Source organism: Reyranella sp. CPCC 100927 (assembly GCF_007859315.1).
GTDB lineage: Bacteria > Pseudomonadota > Alphaproteobacteria > Reyranellales > Reyranellaceae > Vineibacter.
In genome coordinates, this window is sequence record NZ_VOHA01000011.1 from 155861 (window position 1) to 172093 (window position 16233).

17 protein-coding genes and 1 pseudogene are annotated in these 16233 nt (G+C 65.9%); 8 read left to right on the forward strand and 10 right to left on the reverse strand.

From position 1 onward, the window contains the following. Positions 1-43 precede the first annotated feature (43 nt). From FQU96_RS26070 to FQU96_RS26090, 5 genes are all read left to right on the forward strand, one after another. Complete coding sequence (locus FQU96_RS26070; protein WP_146544285.1) at positions 44-1216, forward strand: ABC transporter ATP-binding protein; 1173 nt, start codon at positions 44-46, stop codon at positions 1214-1216. 11 nt (positions 1217-1227) lie between these two features. Continuing rightward, a complete protein-coding gene (locus tag FQU96_RS26075; protein WP_370461393.1) occupies positions 1228-2277 on the forward strand; it encodes an ABC transporter substrate-binding protein in 1050 nt (349 codons plus the stop codon). A 185-nt stretch (positions 2278-2462) separates the two neighbouring features. Beyond that, the gene (locus tag FQU96_RS26080) at positions 2463-3623 is read left to right on the forward strand and encodes an ABC transporter permease (protein WP_255468552.1); all 1161 of its coding nucleotides are present in this window, start codon (positions 2463-2465) and stop codon (positions 3621-3623) included. A 1-nt stretch (position 3624) separates the two neighbouring features. Further along, positions 3625-4458 carry an ABC transporter permease gene (locus tag FQU96_RS26085; RefSeq protein ID WP_146544287.1) on the forward strand — a complete coding sequence of 278 codons (834 nt, stop codon included), beginning with the start codon at positions 3625-3627 and terminating at the stop codon, positions 4456-4458. 30 nt (positions 4459-4488) lie between these two features. Further along, positions 4489-5871: an aminotransferase gene (locus tag FQU96_RS26090; protein WP_146544288.1), complete on the forward strand. Its 1383-nt coding sequence runs from the start codon at positions 4489-4491 to the stop codon at positions 5869-5871. Positions 5872-6021: 150 nt separating this feature from the next. Here the strand turns inward: FQU96_RS26090 and FQU96_RS26095 are convergent, their stop codons facing one another. From FQU96_RS26095 to FQU96_RS43180, 6 genes and pseudogenes are all read right to left on the reverse strand, one after another. Then, complete coding sequence (locus FQU96_RS26095) at positions 6022-6177, reverse strand: AbrB/MazE/SpoVT family DNA-binding domain-containing protein (RefSeq protein ID WP_146544360.1); 156 nt, start codon at positions 6175-6177, stop codon at positions 6022-6024. A gap of 110 nt (positions 6178-6287) precedes the next feature. Next, a complete protein-coding gene (locus FQU96_RS26100) occupies positions 6288-7790 on the reverse strand; it encodes an amidase (protein ID WP_146544289.1) in 1503 nt (500 codons plus the stop codon). A 150-nt stretch (positions 7791-7940) separates the two neighbouring features. Continuing rightward, positions 7941-8708 carry an alpha/beta fold hydrolase gene (locus tag FQU96_RS26105; RefSeq protein WP_255468554.1) on the reverse strand — a complete coding sequence of 256 codons (768 nt, stop codon included), beginning with the start codon at positions 8706-8708 and terminating at the stop codon, positions 7941-7943. 20 nt (positions 8709-8728) lie between these two features. After that, positions 8729-9550, reverse strand: a complete 822-nt coding sequence (locus FQU96_RS26110) for an acetoacetate decarboxylase family protein (RefSeq protein WP_146544290.1) — start codon at positions 9548-9550, stop codon at positions 8729-8731. Continuing rightward, positions 9547-9885 (reverse strand): DUF4865 family protein, encoded by a 339-nt coding sequence (locus FQU96_RS42790; RefSeq protein ID WP_255468564.1) that lies wholly within the window; start codon positions 9883-9885, stop codon positions 9547-9549. Before FQU96_RS42790 ends, FQU96_RS26110 begins: the two co-directional genes overlap by 4 nt. A 10-nt stretch (positions 9886-9895) precedes the next feature. Next, positions 9896-10129 (reverse strand): annotated as a pseudogene (locus FQU96_RS43180) (DUF4865 family protein); the annotation flags it as partial. 106 nt (positions 10130-10235) lie between these two features. On the opposite strand from FQU96_RS43180, the gene FQU96_RS26120 reads away from it, so the two are divergent. Next, the gene (locus FQU96_RS26120; RefSeq protein ID WP_146544291.1) at positions 10236-11141 is read left to right on the forward strand and encodes a LysR family transcriptional regulator; all 906 of its coding nucleotides are present in this window, start codon (positions 10236-10238) and stop codon (positions 11139-11141) included. A gap of 13 nt (positions 11142-11154) precedes the next feature. Here FQU96_RS26120 and FQU96_RS26125 read toward each other — a convergent pair whose 3' ends face one another. After that, the gene (locus tag FQU96_RS26125; RefSeq protein WP_146544292.1) at positions 11155-12102 is read right to left on the reverse strand and encodes an SDR family oxidoreductase; all 948 of its coding nucleotides are present in this window, start codon (positions 12100-12102) and stop codon (positions 11155-11157) included. Positions 12103-12176: 74 nt separating this feature from the next. Beyond that, the gene (locus FQU96_RS26130; RefSeq protein ID WP_146544293.1) at positions 12177-13130 is read right to left on the reverse strand and encodes a DMT family transporter; all 954 of its coding nucleotides are present in this window, start codon (positions 13128-13130) and stop codon (positions 12177-12179) included. Positions 13131-13197: 67 nt separating this feature from the next. Between FQU96_RS26130 and FQU96_RS26135 the strand changes: the two genes are divergently transcribed. Beyond that, the gene (locus FQU96_RS26135) at positions 13198-14280 is read left to right on the forward strand and encodes a calcium:proton antiporter (RefSeq protein WP_146544294.1); all 1083 of its coding nucleotides are present in this window, start codon (positions 13198-13200) and stop codon (positions 14278-14280) included. A 12-nt stretch (positions 14281-14292) separates the two neighbouring features. Here the strand turns inward: FQU96_RS26135 and FQU96_RS26140 are convergent, their stop codons facing one another. Further along, positions 14293-15006, reverse strand: coding sequence for a gamma-glutamyl-gamma-aminobutyrate hydrolase family protein (locus FQU96_RS26140; protein ID WP_146544295.1), 714 nt, complete (start codon positions 15004-15006; stop codon positions 14293-14295). Between the two features lie 232 nt (positions 15007-15238). On the opposite strand from FQU96_RS26140, the gene FQU96_RS26145 reads away from it, so the two are divergent. Beyond that, positions 15239-15847, forward strand: a complete 609-nt coding sequence (locus FQU96_RS26145; protein WP_178130709.1) for a M35 family metallo-endopeptidase — start codon at positions 15239-15241, stop codon at positions 15845-15847. Positions 15848-15860: 13 nt separating this feature from the next. On the opposite strand, the gene FQU96_RS26150 is transcribed toward FQU96_RS26145, so the two are convergent. Continuing rightward, complete coding sequence (locus FQU96_RS26150) at positions 15861-16151, reverse strand: hypothetical protein (RefSeq protein ID WP_146544297.1); 291 nt, start codon at positions 16149-16151, stop codon at positions 15861-15863. Positions 16152-16233 lie beyond the last annotated feature (82 nt).

Below are 16233 nucleotides of genomic sequence, written 5' to 3' on the forward strand. Positions count from 1 at the left end.
GTATACCAGACTTCACGGACCAAGCACCCCATCGAAAGCCGTGATGCCGCGTTCCGTGCCGAGAGCAACGCAGGATATCCCGACCGAACCCGCGGCCGTCGCTGAGCGCGCGACTCCCTTCGTCGAGTTCCTCGACGTCTGCAAAAGCTATGACGGCGACACGCTGGCGGTCGCCCATGTCGATCTGCGCATCGCCAAGGGCGAGTTCGTCACCTTCCTCGGCCCATCCGGATCGGGCAAGACCACCTCGCTGATGATGCTGGCGGGCTTCGAAGCCCCGACGGACGGCGACATCCGGCTGGCCGGCCGTTCCGTCCGCCACACGCCGCCGCACCAGCGCAACATCGGCATGGTGTTCCAGAATTACGCGCTGTTTCCGCACATGACGGTGGCGCAGAACATCGGCTTTCCGCTGTCGGTACGGGGCGTGAAGCGCGAGGAGATCGCACGGCGCGTCGAACGCGCGCTGGCGCTGGTGCGTCTCGACGGTCTGGGCCATCGCCGGCCGAGCGAACTCTCCGGCGGCCAGCAGCAGCGGGTGGCGGTCGCGCGCGCCGTCGTGTTCGATCCCGACCTGGTGCTGATGGACGAACCGCTGGGGGCGCTCGACAAGCAACTGCGCGAGCAGCTGCAGCTGGAGATCAAGCACATCCACGCCAATCTCGGCGTGACGATCGTCTACGTGACGCACGATCAATCGGAGGCACTTACGCTGTCCGACCGGATCGCGGTCTTCAAGGATGGCGCCATCCAGCAGATCGGCAGCGCCGTCGAAATCTATGAACGACCGGCGACCTCGTTCGTGGCGCAGTTCATCGGCGAGAGCAACCGGCTCGACGGCGCGGTCGAGGCGCGCGACGGCGATCGCTGCGTGGTGCGCGTCGATGGCGCGCTGACGGTCAGGGCCGTCCCGGTCGCCGTCGGCGACGTCGGATCGCGCACGACGCTGTCGATCCGACCCGAGCATGTCGTCATCGATCCGACGGACGGACATTGGGACAACGTCGTGCCCGCCCGGCTCGAAAACCTGATCTATCACGGCGATCATGCCCGCGCGCAGTTCCGTCTCGCCGGCGGCCATGCCTTTACCGTCAAGATCTCCAACCCGCGCCACGCCGGCGCTTTCGCCGTCGGCGTCGATGTGCGCCTGGCCTGGCGCGCCACCGACTGCCGGGCACTGGACCCGCTCGCACCCTCGACCACACCGTCGTCCTAGAGGAGTTCGCCATGCACCCTTCCAAACGCGTGGGCATTGCCATGGCGGTTTCGCTTTGCGCGCTCTGGCTGACGGGATCTGCCACGGCGCGCGAGCTTACGGTGACAGCCTGGGGCGGCTCCTCGCAGGCGGCGCAGAAGAAGATCTACTACGAAGCCTTTTCGGCGAAGAGCGGCGTGAAGCTGCTGGAAGACTCGTGGTCGGGCGGCATCGGCCTGCTGCGCACCAAGGTCCAGGGCGGCAACGCGAACTGGGATGTCGTGCAGGTCGAGGCCGACGAGGCCGTGCTGGGCTGCGACGAAGGCCTGTTCGAGAAGCTCGACTGGACGATGCTGGGCGGCAAGGACAGCTTCATCAAGGGCGCCGCGACGGACTGCGCCGTCGGATCGGTGGTCTGGACCACCGGGCTGGTCTACGACGGCAACCGCTTCAAGGACGGGCCCAAGACCTGGGCCGACTTCTGGGACGTCGCCAAGTTCCCCGGCAAACGCACCATGCGCAAAGGCGCCAAGTACACGCTGGAGTCGGCACTGATGGCCGACGGTGTCGCGCCGGCCGATGTCTACAAGGTGCTGCGCACGCCGGCCGGCGTCGATCGCGCCTTCAAGAAGCTCGACGAACTGAAGCCGCACATCGTGTGGTGGACGGCAGGCTCGCAACCGCCGCAGCTTCTGGCGTCGGGCGAGGTGGTGATGGGCGACGCCTATTTCAGCCGCGTGCTGGCCGCCAACAAGGCCGATGGCCGCAACTTCAAGGTCGTGTGGCCGGCCAGCGTCTACGCCATCGACTTCTGGGTGATCCTGAAGGGCAGCCCCAACAAGGCGCAGGCCATGCAGCTGGTCACCTTCATGACGCGGCCGGAGAACCAGAAGCAGTTCCCGCCGCTGGCGCTGCAGGGCATCACCAGCATCGAGGCCGGCAAGCAGATCGACGCCGCCGTCGTGCCCAGCATTCCGACCAGCCCCGACAACCTGCGCGTGGCCCTGCCGCTGGATGTCGAGTTCTGGGTCGACAACACCGACCAGCTCAACCAGCGCTTCAACGCCTGGGCGAGCAAGTAAGGCAAACGGCGATGGGCTTGTTCCGCTGGGAGCGCGGGCGTCTCGCCCGCACCGGCGCGCCAGCGCCGACCAGCGCCGTTTCGCCCTCTGCTGACGCTGCGGGCGAATGCGGGCGAGACGCCCGCGCTCCCAGGACAGCCGCACTGAAAGCGAAGCTGCGGCGCATCGAACGGCGGCAGGCGCTGATGGCCGGGGCGCTGGTGGCACCGCTGTTGTTGTTCCTGGCGGTCAATTTCCTGCTGCCCATCGCCCTGATGCTGTTCCGCAGCGTCGACGATCCGGATGTGCGCGCGATCATGCCGCAAACGACGGCGGCGCTCGCGATGTGGGACGGGCGTGACCTGCCGCCCGCGACCGTCGCGACGCTGATGATCGGCGAACTCGACGCCGCGCGCGGCGGCGCCGATCTCAGCCGCGCCGCCAACCGCCTGAACTACGACATCAACGGCTTTCGCTCGCTGCTGTTGAAGACGGCGCGCAACCTGCCCGCGCCAGGTGATGGCGATGCGCTGCAGGCGCTGGTGGCCGTCGATCCCCGCTGGGGTCAGACGAAGACATGGGCCGCCATCAAGCGCGCCGCCGGACCGCTGACGGGCTTCTTTCTTCTGGGCGCGCTCGATCTCAAGCAAAGCGCCAGCGGCGACATCCAGAGCGTCGGTGCCGAGCGTGCCATCTTCGTCAAGGTGCTGGGCCGCACACTGTGGATCGGCTTCTGGGTCACGGTGCTGTGCCTGGCACTGGGCTATCCGGTCGCCTACCTGCTGGCCACGGCATCAAGCCGGATCGCCAACCTGCTGATGATCCTGGTCCTGCTGCCGTTCTGGACGTCATTGCTGGTGCGCACCACCGCCTGGGTCGTACTGCTGCAGAAGGACGGGCCGGTCAACGGCCTTCTGCACGGGATCGGCCTGATCGATGAGCCGCTGCGCCTGATCTTCAACCGGGTCGGCGTGTATGTGGCGATCACCCATGTGCTGTTGCCGTTCATGATCCTGCCGCTCTACAGCGTCATGAAAGGCATCGGCCCCACGACCATGCGCGCCGCCGTCTCGCTGGGCGCCCATCCGTTCCTGGCCTTCGCGCGCGTCTATCTCCCACAGACCGTGCCGGGAATCACCGCCGGCACGCTGTTGGTGTTCATCTCGGCGCTGGGCTACTACGTAACGCCGGCGCTGATCGGCGGCGCCGACGATCAGATGCTGAGCACCTTCATCGCGTTCTACACCAACGAAACGACGAACTGGGGCATGGCCGGCGCCCTGGGCGGCATCCTGCTGGTCATCACCGCACTGCTCTACGCCGTCTACGGCCGACTGGCCGGGCGCGCTGGCCCGGGGTGGGCCTGACATGGACGGGTGGACCTCAGCGGCACGGGGCGAAGTCGCTTGGCGGCAGGTCTTTCGCTTCTATTGCGGACTGGTGTTCGTCTTCCTGGTGCTGCCCATCGCCGTGATCGTGCCGCTGTCGTTCAACGCTGGATCGTTCCTGACCTTCCCCATGCCGGGCCTCTCGCTACGCTGGTACGAAGACTTCTTCACCTCGCCCAAGTGGCTCGCCGCCGTCTACAACAGCTTCGGCATCGGTGCCGCCACGACCGTGCTCGCCACGACGCTGGGAACGACGGCCGCCATCGGACTGATGCGACTCAAGCCGCGGGCGCGCAGCGTGCTGGGCGCCGTGATCCTGGCGCCGCTGATCGTTCCCGTGGTGATCACCGGCGTCGGTGTCTATTTCCTGTATGCACCGCTGCGGCTCACCAACAACTATATCGGCCTCGTGCTGGCGCACACCGTGCTGGCGATCCCGTTCGTGGTGCTCACCGTGTCGGCGAGCCTGCACAATGTCGACGGCAGCCTGCTGCGCGCGGCGGCCAGCCTGGGTGCGTCACCCGTGGTCGCGTTCCGCCGCGTGATGCTGCCGATGATCCTGCCCGGCGTGGTCTCTGGCGCCGTCTTCGCCTTCGCGACCTCGTTCGATGAGATCGTGATGGGCCTCTTCCTGGCTGGACCGACCCAGCGCACCCTGCCGATCCAGATGTTCAACGGCGTGCGCGAGGAGATCAGCCCCACCATCACCGCCGCCGCTACCCTGCTGGTGCTGCTGTCGATCGCCCTGCTGGTGACGATCGAGATGCTGCGCCGGCGCAGCGAACGATTTTCCGCCAAAGCCAGACCTTCCTGAACCACCGAGCAGCCCTGGGAGAGAAGCCACATGACCTTCATGCCGAATTCACCGGAAGCCCGCGACGTCGCCTCCTACATCCACCCGCAGACCAACCCGCGCACCCATCGCGAGACCGGACCCAACATCATCGCCAAGGGCGACGGCATCTGGATCGAGGACAACGAGGGCAAGCGCGCTCTGGATGCTGCCGCCGGCCTGTGGTGCGCCTCGCTGGGCTTCGCCGCCAACGAGCGGCTGGCGCGGGTCGCCTACGAGCAGATGCGCAAGCTCGGCTACTACCAGACCTATCGCAGCAGTTCGAACGATCCCACCATCGACCTGGCCGAGAAGCTGCTGAAGCTGGCGCCGGTGCCGATGTCCAAGGTGCTGCTGCAGTGCTCGGGCTCGGAGGCCAACGACACCGCCATCAAGCTGATCTGGTACTATCATCACGCCATCGGCAAGCCGGCCAAGAAGAAGATCATCGGCCGCATGGCGGGCTATCACGGCAACACCGTTGCCGCCGCCAGCCTGTCGGGCAAGCCCGACATGCATGCCGACTTCGGCATTCCCCTGCCGATGATGCGCCACACCGAGTTCCCGCATTGGTATCGCCACCACCAGGAGGACGAGAGCGAGGAGGCGTTCGCCACCCGCATGGCCGAGGCGCTGGAGACGCTCATCCTCGACGAGGGGCCGGAGACAATCGCGGCCTTTTTTGCCGAGCCGGTGATGGGTGCCGGCGGCGCGGTGCTGCCGCCGCGCACCTACTTCGAGAAGATCCAGGCGGTGCTGCGCAAATACGATGTGCTGTTCGTGGCCGACGAGGTGATCTGCGGCTTCGGCCGCACCGGCAACTGGTGGGGCAGCCAGACCTTCGATCTGAAGCCCGACATGATCTCGTGCGCCAAAGCCTTGTCGGCCGCCTTCCAGCCGATCTCGGCCCTGCTGATCAACGAGAAGGTCTACCAGGCCATGCTGGTCCAGGGCGACAAGCAGGGCAGCTTCGCGCACGGCTACACCTATTCCGGCCATCCCGTGGCCACCGCCGTGGCGCTGGAAGCGCTGAAGATCTACGAGGAGACCGACATTGTCGGGCACGTGCAGACGGTCGGCCCACGGTTGATCGCGGGTTTGCGCGCGCTCGGTGACCATCCCATCGTCGGCCACGCCAACGGCGTCGGCCTGATCGCGGGCATCGAGCTGGTGGCCGACAAGGCGACGCGGCAGCCGTTCCCGGCCGAGGTGAAGATTGGCGCGATCGCCGATCGTGCCGCCCGCAAACACGGCCTGATCCTGCGCGTCATCGGCAACCGCCTCGCGTTGTCACCGCCGCTGATCATTACGGCCGCGGAGGTCGATGAACTGTTGCTGCGCCTGAAGAAGACGCTCGACGATACGTGGGCGGAAGCGCGGCAGTTCGCTCGATAGCCAAGCCCGGCGCCGGATGCTCGGATTTGTCGCGCGCCCTTCATCCGGCTCCGCACATGACGCGCTGACCGGTGCGCCTTCAAGGAGTGGCTGGCCCGGTCAGTCCTCTGCCAAATGGCCCGAACGAGCACATGGTGTCGGCTGTGATCTTCATCGCCTGCCGGCGGTGATCTTGTTCATTTCCTCGATCGACAATGACGGGCCGTTCTCCACAATGATCTTCTCACCGGGTTGAACACCCAGATGCTTCAACACATCTTTGCGGAGCGTGACCTGCCCCTTGGCGCTGACAGTGAGCGTGCTCATCCTGGCGATACCTTGCTTCGAGTGCCCGCACAGCAAGGTAAAAAGCGCCTTACTGTCAATCCACACCAACGATTGGATCCTTCTCGAGCACGGCGCGTGGTCGACGTGCCTCAGTCGCCGGACTGCTCGAAGGCGTGTGCGGCACGATAGATGGTCGCCTCGTCGAAATGGCGGCCGACCAGCATGAGGCCGACCGGCAGACCATCGATCATGCCGCACGGTATCGACATCGCCGGATGGTGGGTGAGATTGAACGGCAGTGTGTTGGCAATGGGCTCCACCGCGCGTGACACATAGACCTCACGGGCAGCGGTCGGCGCCGGCAGCGGTGTTGCGGTCATCGGCGTGGTCGGCATCAGCAGCAGATCGTAGCGCTGCAGGGCCGCGTCATAGGCCGCGGTCAGCCGTCGGGTGATGTTGAGCGCTTTGCCGTAATAGCGCGGGCCGAACTGGTTGTTGATGTGGGTACCCAGCATCAGGAACAGCTTGGTGGTTTCCGACAGCGAGTCGGCCTGGCGCCGCCAACCGCGATGGAATTCCATCAACGAGGTGGCGTAGAGATCGGGCCGCCCCTGACCGTAGCCATCGCCATGCATCATGGTCTGGGTCACGCCGCCGATGCCGATCGGCGTCCACAGCGCCGGCGCGACCAGGTGCATGGGGATCGACACCATCTCGACGCTGGCGCCCAGGTCGGCGAAGCGCCGGGCGGCGGCCCGGACGCTATCATTGACCGCGGCCTCGGCCGTGGGCTGTTCGAAACCCTCCTTGACCAGCGCGATCTTGAGCCCCTTCACGCTGCCACCCAGTGCCTCGGTGTAGGTCTCGACACGCGGTGCCTTGATGCGCGGATCGTAGCCGTCGTCGCCGGCAATGACCTCCAGCAGCAGCGCATTGTCGGCAACATTGGCGGTCATCGGCCCGGTGTGGTCGATGAAGACCTCGATCGGCATGATGCCGGTGTACGGTACCAGGCCCCAGGTCGGCTTCATTCCATAGATGCCGCAGAACGAGGCCGGGATGCGCACCGAGCCACCCTGGTCGCCGCCGACCGCCATGTCGACCTCGCCGCGCGCCACCACGACGGCACTGCCCGACGACGAACCGCCGGCTGAGTATCCCATCCGGTGGGGATTGTGCACGGGCCCGATCGAGTTGGTATGGCTGGCGCCGGAGATACAGAAGTGCTCGCTGTGCACTTTGCCCATGATATCGGCGCCGGCATCCAGCATGCGGGTGACGATGGTCGCGTCGAAGTCCGGCACATAGCCTTCCAGGGTCGACGAGCCGTTCATCATCGGCACGCCGGCCAGCATCATGTTGTCCTTCAACGCCACCGTCCGGCCCTTCAGCTTGCCGTCGGCGGCGCCTTTCACGACCGCCTTGCGATACCAGGCGTTGTACGGGTTGTCGGCCGGCGCCGGACGGTGGCCTGGCGTGCGCGGGTATTTCACGGCGGGGACTTCGTCCGGCATCGCCGCCACGGCGTTGTAGGCGTCGATCGAGCCCTGCATCAGGCCGCGGAACGAGGCGACATCGTCGTCGGTCAGGGACAGGCCGCATTGGTCGGCGACGGCGCGCACCTGATCGGGTGTGGGAAGGGTGACGGTCACGAAGGGCTCTCCAACCAAATGAAACCGGCGTAGACAGGCTGCGGCTGCCGAGCGCGCACATCGCGGCAGGTTCTGCAGCGCGATCAGGACGAGATCACCGCCGTCATCGCGCAGCCCATGGCGACGCAGCCGATGCTCGCCATGCGATGGCTACAGGGCACTGCTCTCTCCTGCCAGTGTGCACAGCAAGCGGACGAGGTCATCGGGATGGGTGACCATGGCGTCGTGGCCGGCGGCCATCTCGACGTAGCGAAAGCTTTTTTGCTGCTGCGCCCACTGTCGCGAGCCGTCGAGCGCAGCGTAGAGAGGATCGACGCAACCAATGTAGGTGCACGGCCGGCCATTGCCGATCGGGCCGTTGATGGCGAGCGGGCTGGTATAGGCGCCCAGCGGATGTGGCGTCAGGTGCCGTGTCACCCAGGCGATGTCGTCGGCGTCGCGGATACCAAAGGCTTCCGCTGACGGTGGCGGCAGACTGAGACCACCGCTGGATTCCCGGGCCAGCTTGAGCCGGGCCGCGACGCCATCGGGCGGCAATGCGTCGAATGCCGTCTTGCCGGGCTGGGTGATCAAGGAGTCGAGATAGACGAGGTGCCGGATGCGTTCGGGCATCCTGTCGGCCACCCCGCTGATGGGTGAGCCGCCGAACGAATGCCCCACCAACACCACGTCGGACAGGTCCTCCATCACGATCACATTCAGTACGTCCTCGGTGAAGGTATCGAGCGTGATGGCACGGGACATCAGATGCCGGCGTTCGCCCAGGCCGGTCAGTGTCGGGGTGAAGACCCTGTGGCCTGCCGCCCGCAGGCGATCGGCCACCCGACGCCAGCACCAGCCGCCGTGCCAGGCGCCATGCACCAACACGAAGGTGTCGGCACCGCCCTCGCCCTTCATCGTCGCACGCGTGTCCGTCATCGCAACGCCTCTCCCCTCGATCACACCAGCACCCGTTGATCGCGCGCGGACTTGCCGCCACGCGAGCGCGTCACGCTGCCGCCGCGCATCTCGATCACCGGCAGGTCGGCGAGCGCGTTCACGACGTGAGCCATCGTGGGCAGATCGGCCCATGTGGCGCGGTGGAAGCGCAGGGATGCCGTGCCGGCCTGGCGATGCTCGACCGTGTTGTCGGGATCGCCGCTGGGCGTCAGCGTGACCTGGCACACGTCAGCCTCGCCCCAGGCGCCGGTGCGCGGGGCGTATTTCAGCATCAGCGTGCCGTCCGATGCCGCCGATGGTGCCGCGGGCGGCGCATCGTGAAGCTGCGTGACCTCGAGATCGAGGAAACGAAATCCCATCCAGCCGGCCGTGCAAACTTGGCGACCATCCCACAAGCGCGGTTCGGCGATGTCGGCATAGAGCTTGGGGTGACCGATCTCGTCACGCCCGGTGATGATCGGATCGGCGAGGTTCTCCCACATCACGGCGAGAAACTTGCCTGCGGCCTTGTCGCGCCGGCCGCTGAACGTCGCCGGCCAGCTGACGTGGATCATCGTGTAGCCACGCCCGGCCAACCAATCGATGCCGGTCATATAGTGGAACTCGACGGTGACGATGGGTTCCCCCGCCAGCACGAAGCCTTCCGGCACGTGGCGCTCCAGCCGTGCCGGATCGGTCAGGAAGCGCGCCTCGACCGTGAGGCGGCGCGGACTGCGCGTCGGATCAACGGCGATACCTGTGGGTACCTGACGCGGCCCCGGTGCCGGCCCGAAATGCGTCGGCATGCGATAGATCCGGCCGGCCTCGAAACGGTAGCTCATCGCGCGCCTGCCGCCGGCAGCGAGTCCAGCAGTGGTCGTGCCAGATGCAGGACCTCGTAGGACGTGCCGCGTTCGAACCCTTCTGGTTCACGGTCTGACAACAGGATGCGCGTGAGCGCCCAGCGCCGTGGATCGACCCCGACCGCCGCAGCGACTGTTCCGGGCTGGTCGGCTGTCTCCCGGTTGCACGCGATCTCCTGAGCGAGGGTCGCCGCCAGATCGGCATCGAGCGGAATGTCCAAGGCCTGTGTGCTGGCGAAGCGGGCCTCGCGGCCGCGGCCGCGGCGGGCATCCAGCGCCACCACCGTATCGATGCCGGCGCGACCGAAGCTTATCGGTCACGACCGTGTAGCCGCCGCCGACCAGCATGTCGCGAAACGCGGTGTCGTGCTGCCACAGGTAGAGCGACGAATAGTGGTTGGCGCTGCTGCCGCGGCGGCCTTTCTCACGCAGCAGGAAGGCCTTGAAATACAGAGCCGGCACGGCGTCCCACAGCGGGCCACGCTGGCGTGCCCGCGCCCGGATCAGGCCGACATCGTAGTCGGCCGGCAGGCGATGGCCGTAGTGCGCAATGATCATCGGCAAACTCCGAGCATCTCGCGGCGGAACGTAGCGATGGCTTGATCATTGGAAAACCATATGAAAGAGTATTTCTATGATTTCCGATTGAAATGGATAACCTGTCATGAAGGCCCTCGACCTGGAGGCCGTGCAGGCGTTCGTGCTGGTGGCTGACCTGAAGAGCTTCACGCGCGCGGCGGAAGCGCTGGACACCACGCAGTCGGCGGTCAGCCTCAAGATCAAGCGCCTGGAGGACGGGCTGGGTCGCCGCCTGTTTGAACGCACGCCACGGCTGGTGCGCCTGTCGGCCGACGGCGCCGCCTTCCTCGGTGCGGCCCGCGCGCTGGTGGCCGCGCACCAGAGCGCCGTCGGCGCCTTCGCCGGCGAACAGCGACGGCTGATCGTCGGCATCAGCCATCACATCATCTGCGCCGAGCTGCCGCTGCTGCTGCGGCGCATGAACGACAGCGAGCCCGGCCTGGTGATGGAGCTGCGCGTGTCGATGTCGCGTGACGTGCTGGCCGACTTCGATCGCGGCCGCCTCGATGCGGCAATCGTCCTGCGCCATGACCATCAGCGTCGCGACGGCGATGTCCTGCTCAAGGAGGTGTTCGGCTGGATGGCGGCGCCCGACTTCGCCTATCGTCCCGGCGAGCCCTTGCGGCTGGCGACGCAAGCCGAGCCGTGCAGCGTGCGCAGCATGGCGGTCGCCGCGCTCGACGGCGCCGGCATACCGTGGACGGAAGTCTTTGTCGGCGGCGGCGTCACCACGATCGGGGCGGCGATCTCGGCCGGACTCGCCGTGGCGGCGCTGGGCCGTCGCGTCGCGCCGGCCGGCACGATCGATGTCGGCCCGCGGCTGGGGCTGCCACCGCTGCCGTCACGCGACGTGGTGCTCTATGCCAACGTCGCCGATCGCCAGGCGCGCCAGGCACTGCGCACGTTGTCCGCCGCAATCCGGGCGACCGAGCTTGCCATTGCGACGGAGATGCCGCGCGCCAAGGCCGCACGTTTGAAGGTGCGGGCGTAAGGTTGCGATGGGACTAACGATAGCTGTCGAGATCGGCTTCGCGGCCGGTCTCGCGGATCTCGGTGATGTAACGCCAGATGTCCGGACGCGAACCGTCCAGGTCCTGGAAGCCGTATTCAGCCGCCATCTGACCGGAATTGACGGATTTCTGATTCCATCGGGCGCGCGCAGGATCGGCGGCCATGGCGGCCACGGCACGCCCGACATATCGAGGCGATTCGGAGAGGGCGAAGTCCGCCGGCGCGGCCTTCCCCACGCAATCACGCCAGTTCGCTTCACCGACACCGAAGTTGTCGAGCATCATTTCCGAGCGTAGCCAGCCCGGTGAAATGGCAACCGCGGTGCCGCCATGGGACGCCAGCTCATGCCCCTGGGAGAACGCCAGGCGATTCACAGCCACCTTGGCGAGGTCGTAGAACACCGAGATCCGGTAGCGTGACGCGTTGTAGTCGCTCGTACCGTCCGTCACCTCCACCAGCAGGCCGCCAGGCCGGTCGATCAGAAGCGGCAGGAGATGATGGGATGTGACGAGATGCGTCTCGATGGCCAGCCGCAGGATCCGAAGACCATCGTCGAGACTGAGCTTCCAGATCGGGGTATTCCACTGGGCTGGTCCGCCTTTGAGCTTCTCGGCGCCCCAGATATCGTTGACGAGCACATCGATGTGGCCGTGATCGTTGCGGATCGTCTCGGCCAGATGCCTCACCTGATCGGGCTCCAGATGATCGACGGCCATGGCAATGCCGGTACCGCCGAGGCGCGTGACAAGTTCGGCGGTCTCCTCGATCGTCTCGGCGCGGTTGTACTCGGATCGCGCCTGGCGCGTCGTCCGGCCGGTGCAGATCACCGTGGCGCCCGCCTCGCCCAAGGCGGCCGCGATACCGCGTCCCGCTCCGCGCGTCGCGCCCGCGACGACCGCCACGCGGCCGCGCAACGCTTCCGGATCCGGCGACCATGCCATGGCTCGGCCTCCCTGTTCGCCGCCGCGATTGAGCCATCAAGGTTGCACCGACGGCAAGAGGTGGATCACGCTCGCTATGCCGGCCGCTGTCGCTGCAGCAGGATCAGGCCGCCGGCCGCGATCAAGGCAGCGCCGATCAAGGTGCCGGGACCGGGGACCTCGTGGAAGACGAGATAGCCGATGGCCGCTGCACCGATCAGCTCGACATAGACCAGCGGGGCCAGCGTCGAGGCGTCGGCCAGGCGAAAAGCGACGATCGACAGAATGTGACCGACGGCAGAAAAAACACCCAGGCCGACGAAGAAGACGAGATCGCTCCATGCCGGCGTCGTCCACGATGCGACCGCCTGCGGTGTCATCAGCAAGGCGCCGACCACGCATTGGAAGACCAATGTCTGCAGAGGGTCGCTGTCCTGTGCCGCCTGGCGCGTAGCGATGATGTAGAGCGCGAAAGACAGGCCAGCACCGAACGCCAGCAGAAGCCCCGGCTCGATGGTCGCACCCGGCCGCAAGATGACGAGCGCTCCGACAAAGCCCAGGACAAGGCTCAGCACCTTGCGCGCGGTCAGGCTCTCCTTGAGAACCGGGACGGACAGCACGACCGCAATGATAGGGCCCACGAAGTAGGCGCTGACCGCGGTCGCCAACGGGATGCGCGCGATCGCCATGAAATAGAGCGTCATGGAGATGACCAGGAACACGGTGCGCAAGGCGTGGGCAACGCGACGCTCGGCCGGGAAGACCCGCCGGCCGCGATAGGCGGCAGCCACCGGCAGGACGATGGCACACGCCACGACGTAGCGTGCCCAGCTGAGGAACAGCGGCGAGTAGCCGGCGCTCAGGAATTTAGCCAGTCCATCGACAAGCGGGATGATCAGCATGGCGACGATCATCAGGACAACGCCGCGCGCTATGCTGCTCGAACCGGTCGATGTCATGGCGGGTGACGCACGCTCCTCACGACGATCGACATGACAGACCATGCGCACCACCGCAAGGTCCTTCACCGCATCCGGTACGAAACTCAAACGTCATCGACAAATGAAGGATCGTCCTTCAGTGTCGCAGAGTCCGTCACACGCTATCGGTCATCTCATGCTGCGCGATCACCTGCCTCCCTGGACCTGGATCAGCCCGCTCGCGGGCTGGATATTGCTGGGCATATCCTTGTTTATTGCCCATCCGGTGTTCATCGTGGTGCTGGGTGCGGGCCTGGTCGCGTGTGTGCTGTCGGCAGTCCATCATGCCGAGGTTGTGGCCCATCGCGTCGGTGAGCCGTTCGGCACGCTGGTGCTGGCGCTGGCCGTGACGGTGATCGAGGTGGCGCTGATCGTGTCGATGATGCTGGCCGGCGGCGAGACGACGGCGTCGCTGGCCCGCGATACCATCTTCGCGGCGGTCATGATCATTCTCAACGGCATGGTCGGGCTGTGCTTGCTTGCCGGTGGCTCGCGTCACGGCGAACAGGCATTCGGCCTGTACGGCGTCAACGCGGCACTGGCAACGCTGGCGACCATGTCCGTTCTGACCCTCGTGCTGCCCAACGCCACCACAACGGTCGCCGGCCCCGTCTACTCGGGGGGCCAGCTGGCGCTGGTCGCCATCGTGTCTCTTGTGCTCTACGGCGCCTTCGTCCTGATCCAGACCGTTCGCCACCGCGATTACTTCCTGCCGGAAGGCCATGCGGCACATGATGCCGAGGCGCATGCCGCGCCGCCCAGTACGCGCGTGGCGGCGATCAGCGCGGCGCTGCTGCTGGCCTGCCTGGTGGCCGTGGTGCTGCTGGCCAAGGCGCTCGCCCCCACGATCGAGGCGGCGGTCGACGCTGCGGGCGCCCCCAAGGCTGTGGTCGGCATCATCATCGCCGCCATCGTGCTGCTGCCCGAAAGCCTGGCGGCCCTGAAGGCAGCCCGAGTCAACCGGCTGCAGACCAGCCTCAACCTGGCGCTGGGCTCGGCGCTGGCCTCGATCGGACTCACCATACCGGCCGTCGCCATGGTCGCGCTCGCCACCGGCTGGACCCTGGTGCTGGGCCTGGACCTCAAGGAGATGGTGCTGCTGGCGCTGTCGCTGCTGGTGGCGACGCTGTCGCTGGGCACCGGCCGCACGACAGTGCTGCAGGGCGCCGTGCATCTCGTGATCTTTGTCGTCTACCTGTTCACCACCATCGTGCCCTGAGCCCTGTCGTGGTCAGCCGCGGCAGGCCGCGACGAAGGCGGCGAAGATCCGCTTGTCGCCGTCGCTGATGTGGAACTCGGGGTGCCACTGCACACCCAGGCAGAAGCGCCGGCCGGTGACTTCGATGCCTTCGATCACGCCATCGTCGGCGACGGCGTTCACCACGACGCCGCTGGGCTCGTCGAGCGCCGCCTGGTGGTGGGCACTGTTGACCGGCAGGCGGTCGACGCCGACCAGGCGGTGCAGCAGGGTTCCCGGCTTGACGGCCACCTCGTGGCCGGCCTGATCGCGTGGATTGGGTTGCTCGTGCGCCAGCGCGTCGGGCACCGCGTCGGGGATGTGCTGGATCAGCTTGCCGCCCAGCACGACATGCAGCAGTTGCTGGCCGCCGCAGATGCCGAGCACCGGCATGTCACGCTCGATGGCACCGCGGGTGATGGCGAACTCGAAGGCCGTGCGCCGGTCCTTGGTGATCACCGTGCTGTGGCGTGCGCCACCGTCGTAGTATGCCGGATCGACGTCGAACGCGCCGCCGGTCACCAACACGCCATCGATGGTGTCAAGGTAGTCGACGGCCTGATCGGGCTCATGCGGTAGTGCCACCGGCAGGCCGCCGGCCGCCACCACGGCACCGAAGTAGTTCTGGCGGGCGGCGTACCAGGGGAATTTGGAGTAGCCGCCAGGCTGCTCGGCATCGAGTGTCACGCCGATAAGGGGTCGTTTCATGTGGCCCAGACTAAAGGAAGAGGATCGTCGCTAAAAGACGACATCGCCGGCAAAACCGGCATGCGCCTTATGGTCACCACCCATGGCCGCTCGGCACCGGGCGGCATTGATACGCAATGACAGTCGAATTGATACGGGATGCCAGTCGACGGACCGGCTGATCCGTACGAACAGTTGCACCTGCTCAACTGAGATTGACGCGTCGTCGATCGGCCTCGTCGGGAGAGACTCGATGTCTGTCACTTTCAACGGCTTTGGCACGGTTCCCACGGATCTCTACAATGCCGCGTTCATGAACGCGAAAACGCTGGTCCACAAAGCTGCAATGAGCGCGGGATCGCTCCTGTCTCTCCCGACGACCTCGCCGACCTACAAGAATGCCAAGGCTGCTTTCACCCGCTTCTGGGGAAAGCGTGGTCCGGCTTCCGTGAGTGCAAAACTCAATGCGATCTATATCGCGATGGTCTCCCAAGACTGGACCATCAACTATGATCCTTCGGAAAACGCATACGCCTATGTGCTCACGAGCGATTGCGTGTCGTATTCAAAGGATGACTTCACCGCGCGGATCGCCTTTTGCCCACCGCTCGTGAACACGCTTTCGGCACTGGGCACCAATTCGGCCGCCGGCACGATCATCCACGAAATCAGTCACCTGGTGCTGGGGACTGAGGACATCGAATACGGCATGAAAAGCTGCTCAGAACTCGAAGATAGAGATAAAATAATCAACGCAGACAATTTCCAGTATTATTGCGAGCTGTTTCAGCTCACATCGTTGGCGCAACTGCCCGTCCTGAGCGACAACTACAACAAGAAGCATTGGCCGCCGAAATCATGACCGGCCGGCATGCTTACTTGCACTTCACCTCTTCCTTGTACTCGCCGTCTTCCTTCCACTCCCGCTTGATCTCGCAGCGGCCGCGCCGGTATTCCTCCTTGCCGGCGCGCCGTCCGTCGCGAAAGGCGTGCTGGTGGCCCGGCTTGCATTCGACCTTCTGCTCGTACTTGCCGCCCTTGTCATACTTGCGCTCGACATCGCAGCCGCGGTCGCGGAACTTCTCCGTACGCGAATCGGCGGCGGCTTCGAAGGCGCCACCGACCAAACCCAGGCTGACGACAGCCGACGATAGAAGCAGTCTCATCGCGGCCTCCCACCGTTGACCGATGATTCACACTGTCGGCAGCAATTGTGGCCCGGGCGCGGCATGGGAAACCGACGGCGCG

Coding starts and splice junctions, on each gene's coding strand:
- FQU96_RS26140 (WP_146544295.1), bottom strand. CDS start 15,006: ATGAAACGACCCCTTATCGGCGTGACACTCGATGCCGAGCAGCCTGGC.
- FQU96_RS26145 (WP_178130709.1), top strand. CDS start 15,239: ATGTCTGTCACTTTCAACGGCTTTGGCACGGTTCCCACGGATCTCTAC.
- FQU96_RS26085 (WP_146544287.1), top strand. CDS start 3,625: ATGGACGGGTGGACCTCAGCGGCACGGGGCGAAGTCGCTTGGCGGCAG.
- FQU96_RS26095 (WP_146544360.1), bottom strand. CDS start 6,177: ATGAGCACGCTCACTGTCAGCGCCAAGGGGCAGGTCACGCTCCGCAAA.
- FQU96_RS26075 (WP_370461393.1), top strand. CDS start 1,228: ATGCACCCTTCCAAACGCGTGGGCATTGCCATGGCGGTTTCGCTTTGC.
- FQU96_RS26080 (WP_255468552.1), top strand. CDS start 2,463: ATGGCCGGGGCGCTGGTGGCACCGCTGTTGTTGTTCCTGGCGGTCAAT.
- FQU96_RS26110 (WP_146544290.1), bottom strand. CDS start 9,550: ATGAGCTACCGTTTCGAGGCCGGCCGGATCTATCGCATGCCGACGCAT.
- FQU96_RS26070 (WP_146544285.1), top strand. CDS start 44: ATGCCGCGTTCCGTGCCGAGAGCAACGCAGGATATCCCGACCGAACCC.
- FQU96_RS26125 (WP_146544292.1), bottom strand. CDS start 12,102: ATGGCATGGTCGCCGGATCCGGAAGCGTTGCGCGGCCGCGTGGCGGTC.
- FQU96_RS26150 (WP_146544297.1), bottom strand. CDS start 16,151: ATGAGACTGCTTCTATCGTCGGCTGTCGTCAGCCTGGGTTTGGTCGGT.
- FQU96_RS26090 (WP_146544288.1), top strand. CDS start 4,489: ATGACCTTCATGCCGAATTCACCGGAAGCCCGCGACGTCGCCTCCTAC.
- FQU96_RS26135 (WP_146544294.1), top strand. CDS start 13,198: ATGCTGCGCGATCACCTGCCTCCCTGGACCTGGATCAGCCCGCTCGCG.
- FQU96_RS26105 (WP_255468554.1), bottom strand. CDS start 8,708: ATGACGGACACGCGTGCGACGATGAAGGGCGAGGGCGGTGCCGACACC.
- FQU96_RS26120 (WP_146544291.1), top strand. CDS start 10,236: ATGAAGGCCCTCGACCTGGAGGCCGTGCAGGCGTTCGTGCTGGTGGCT.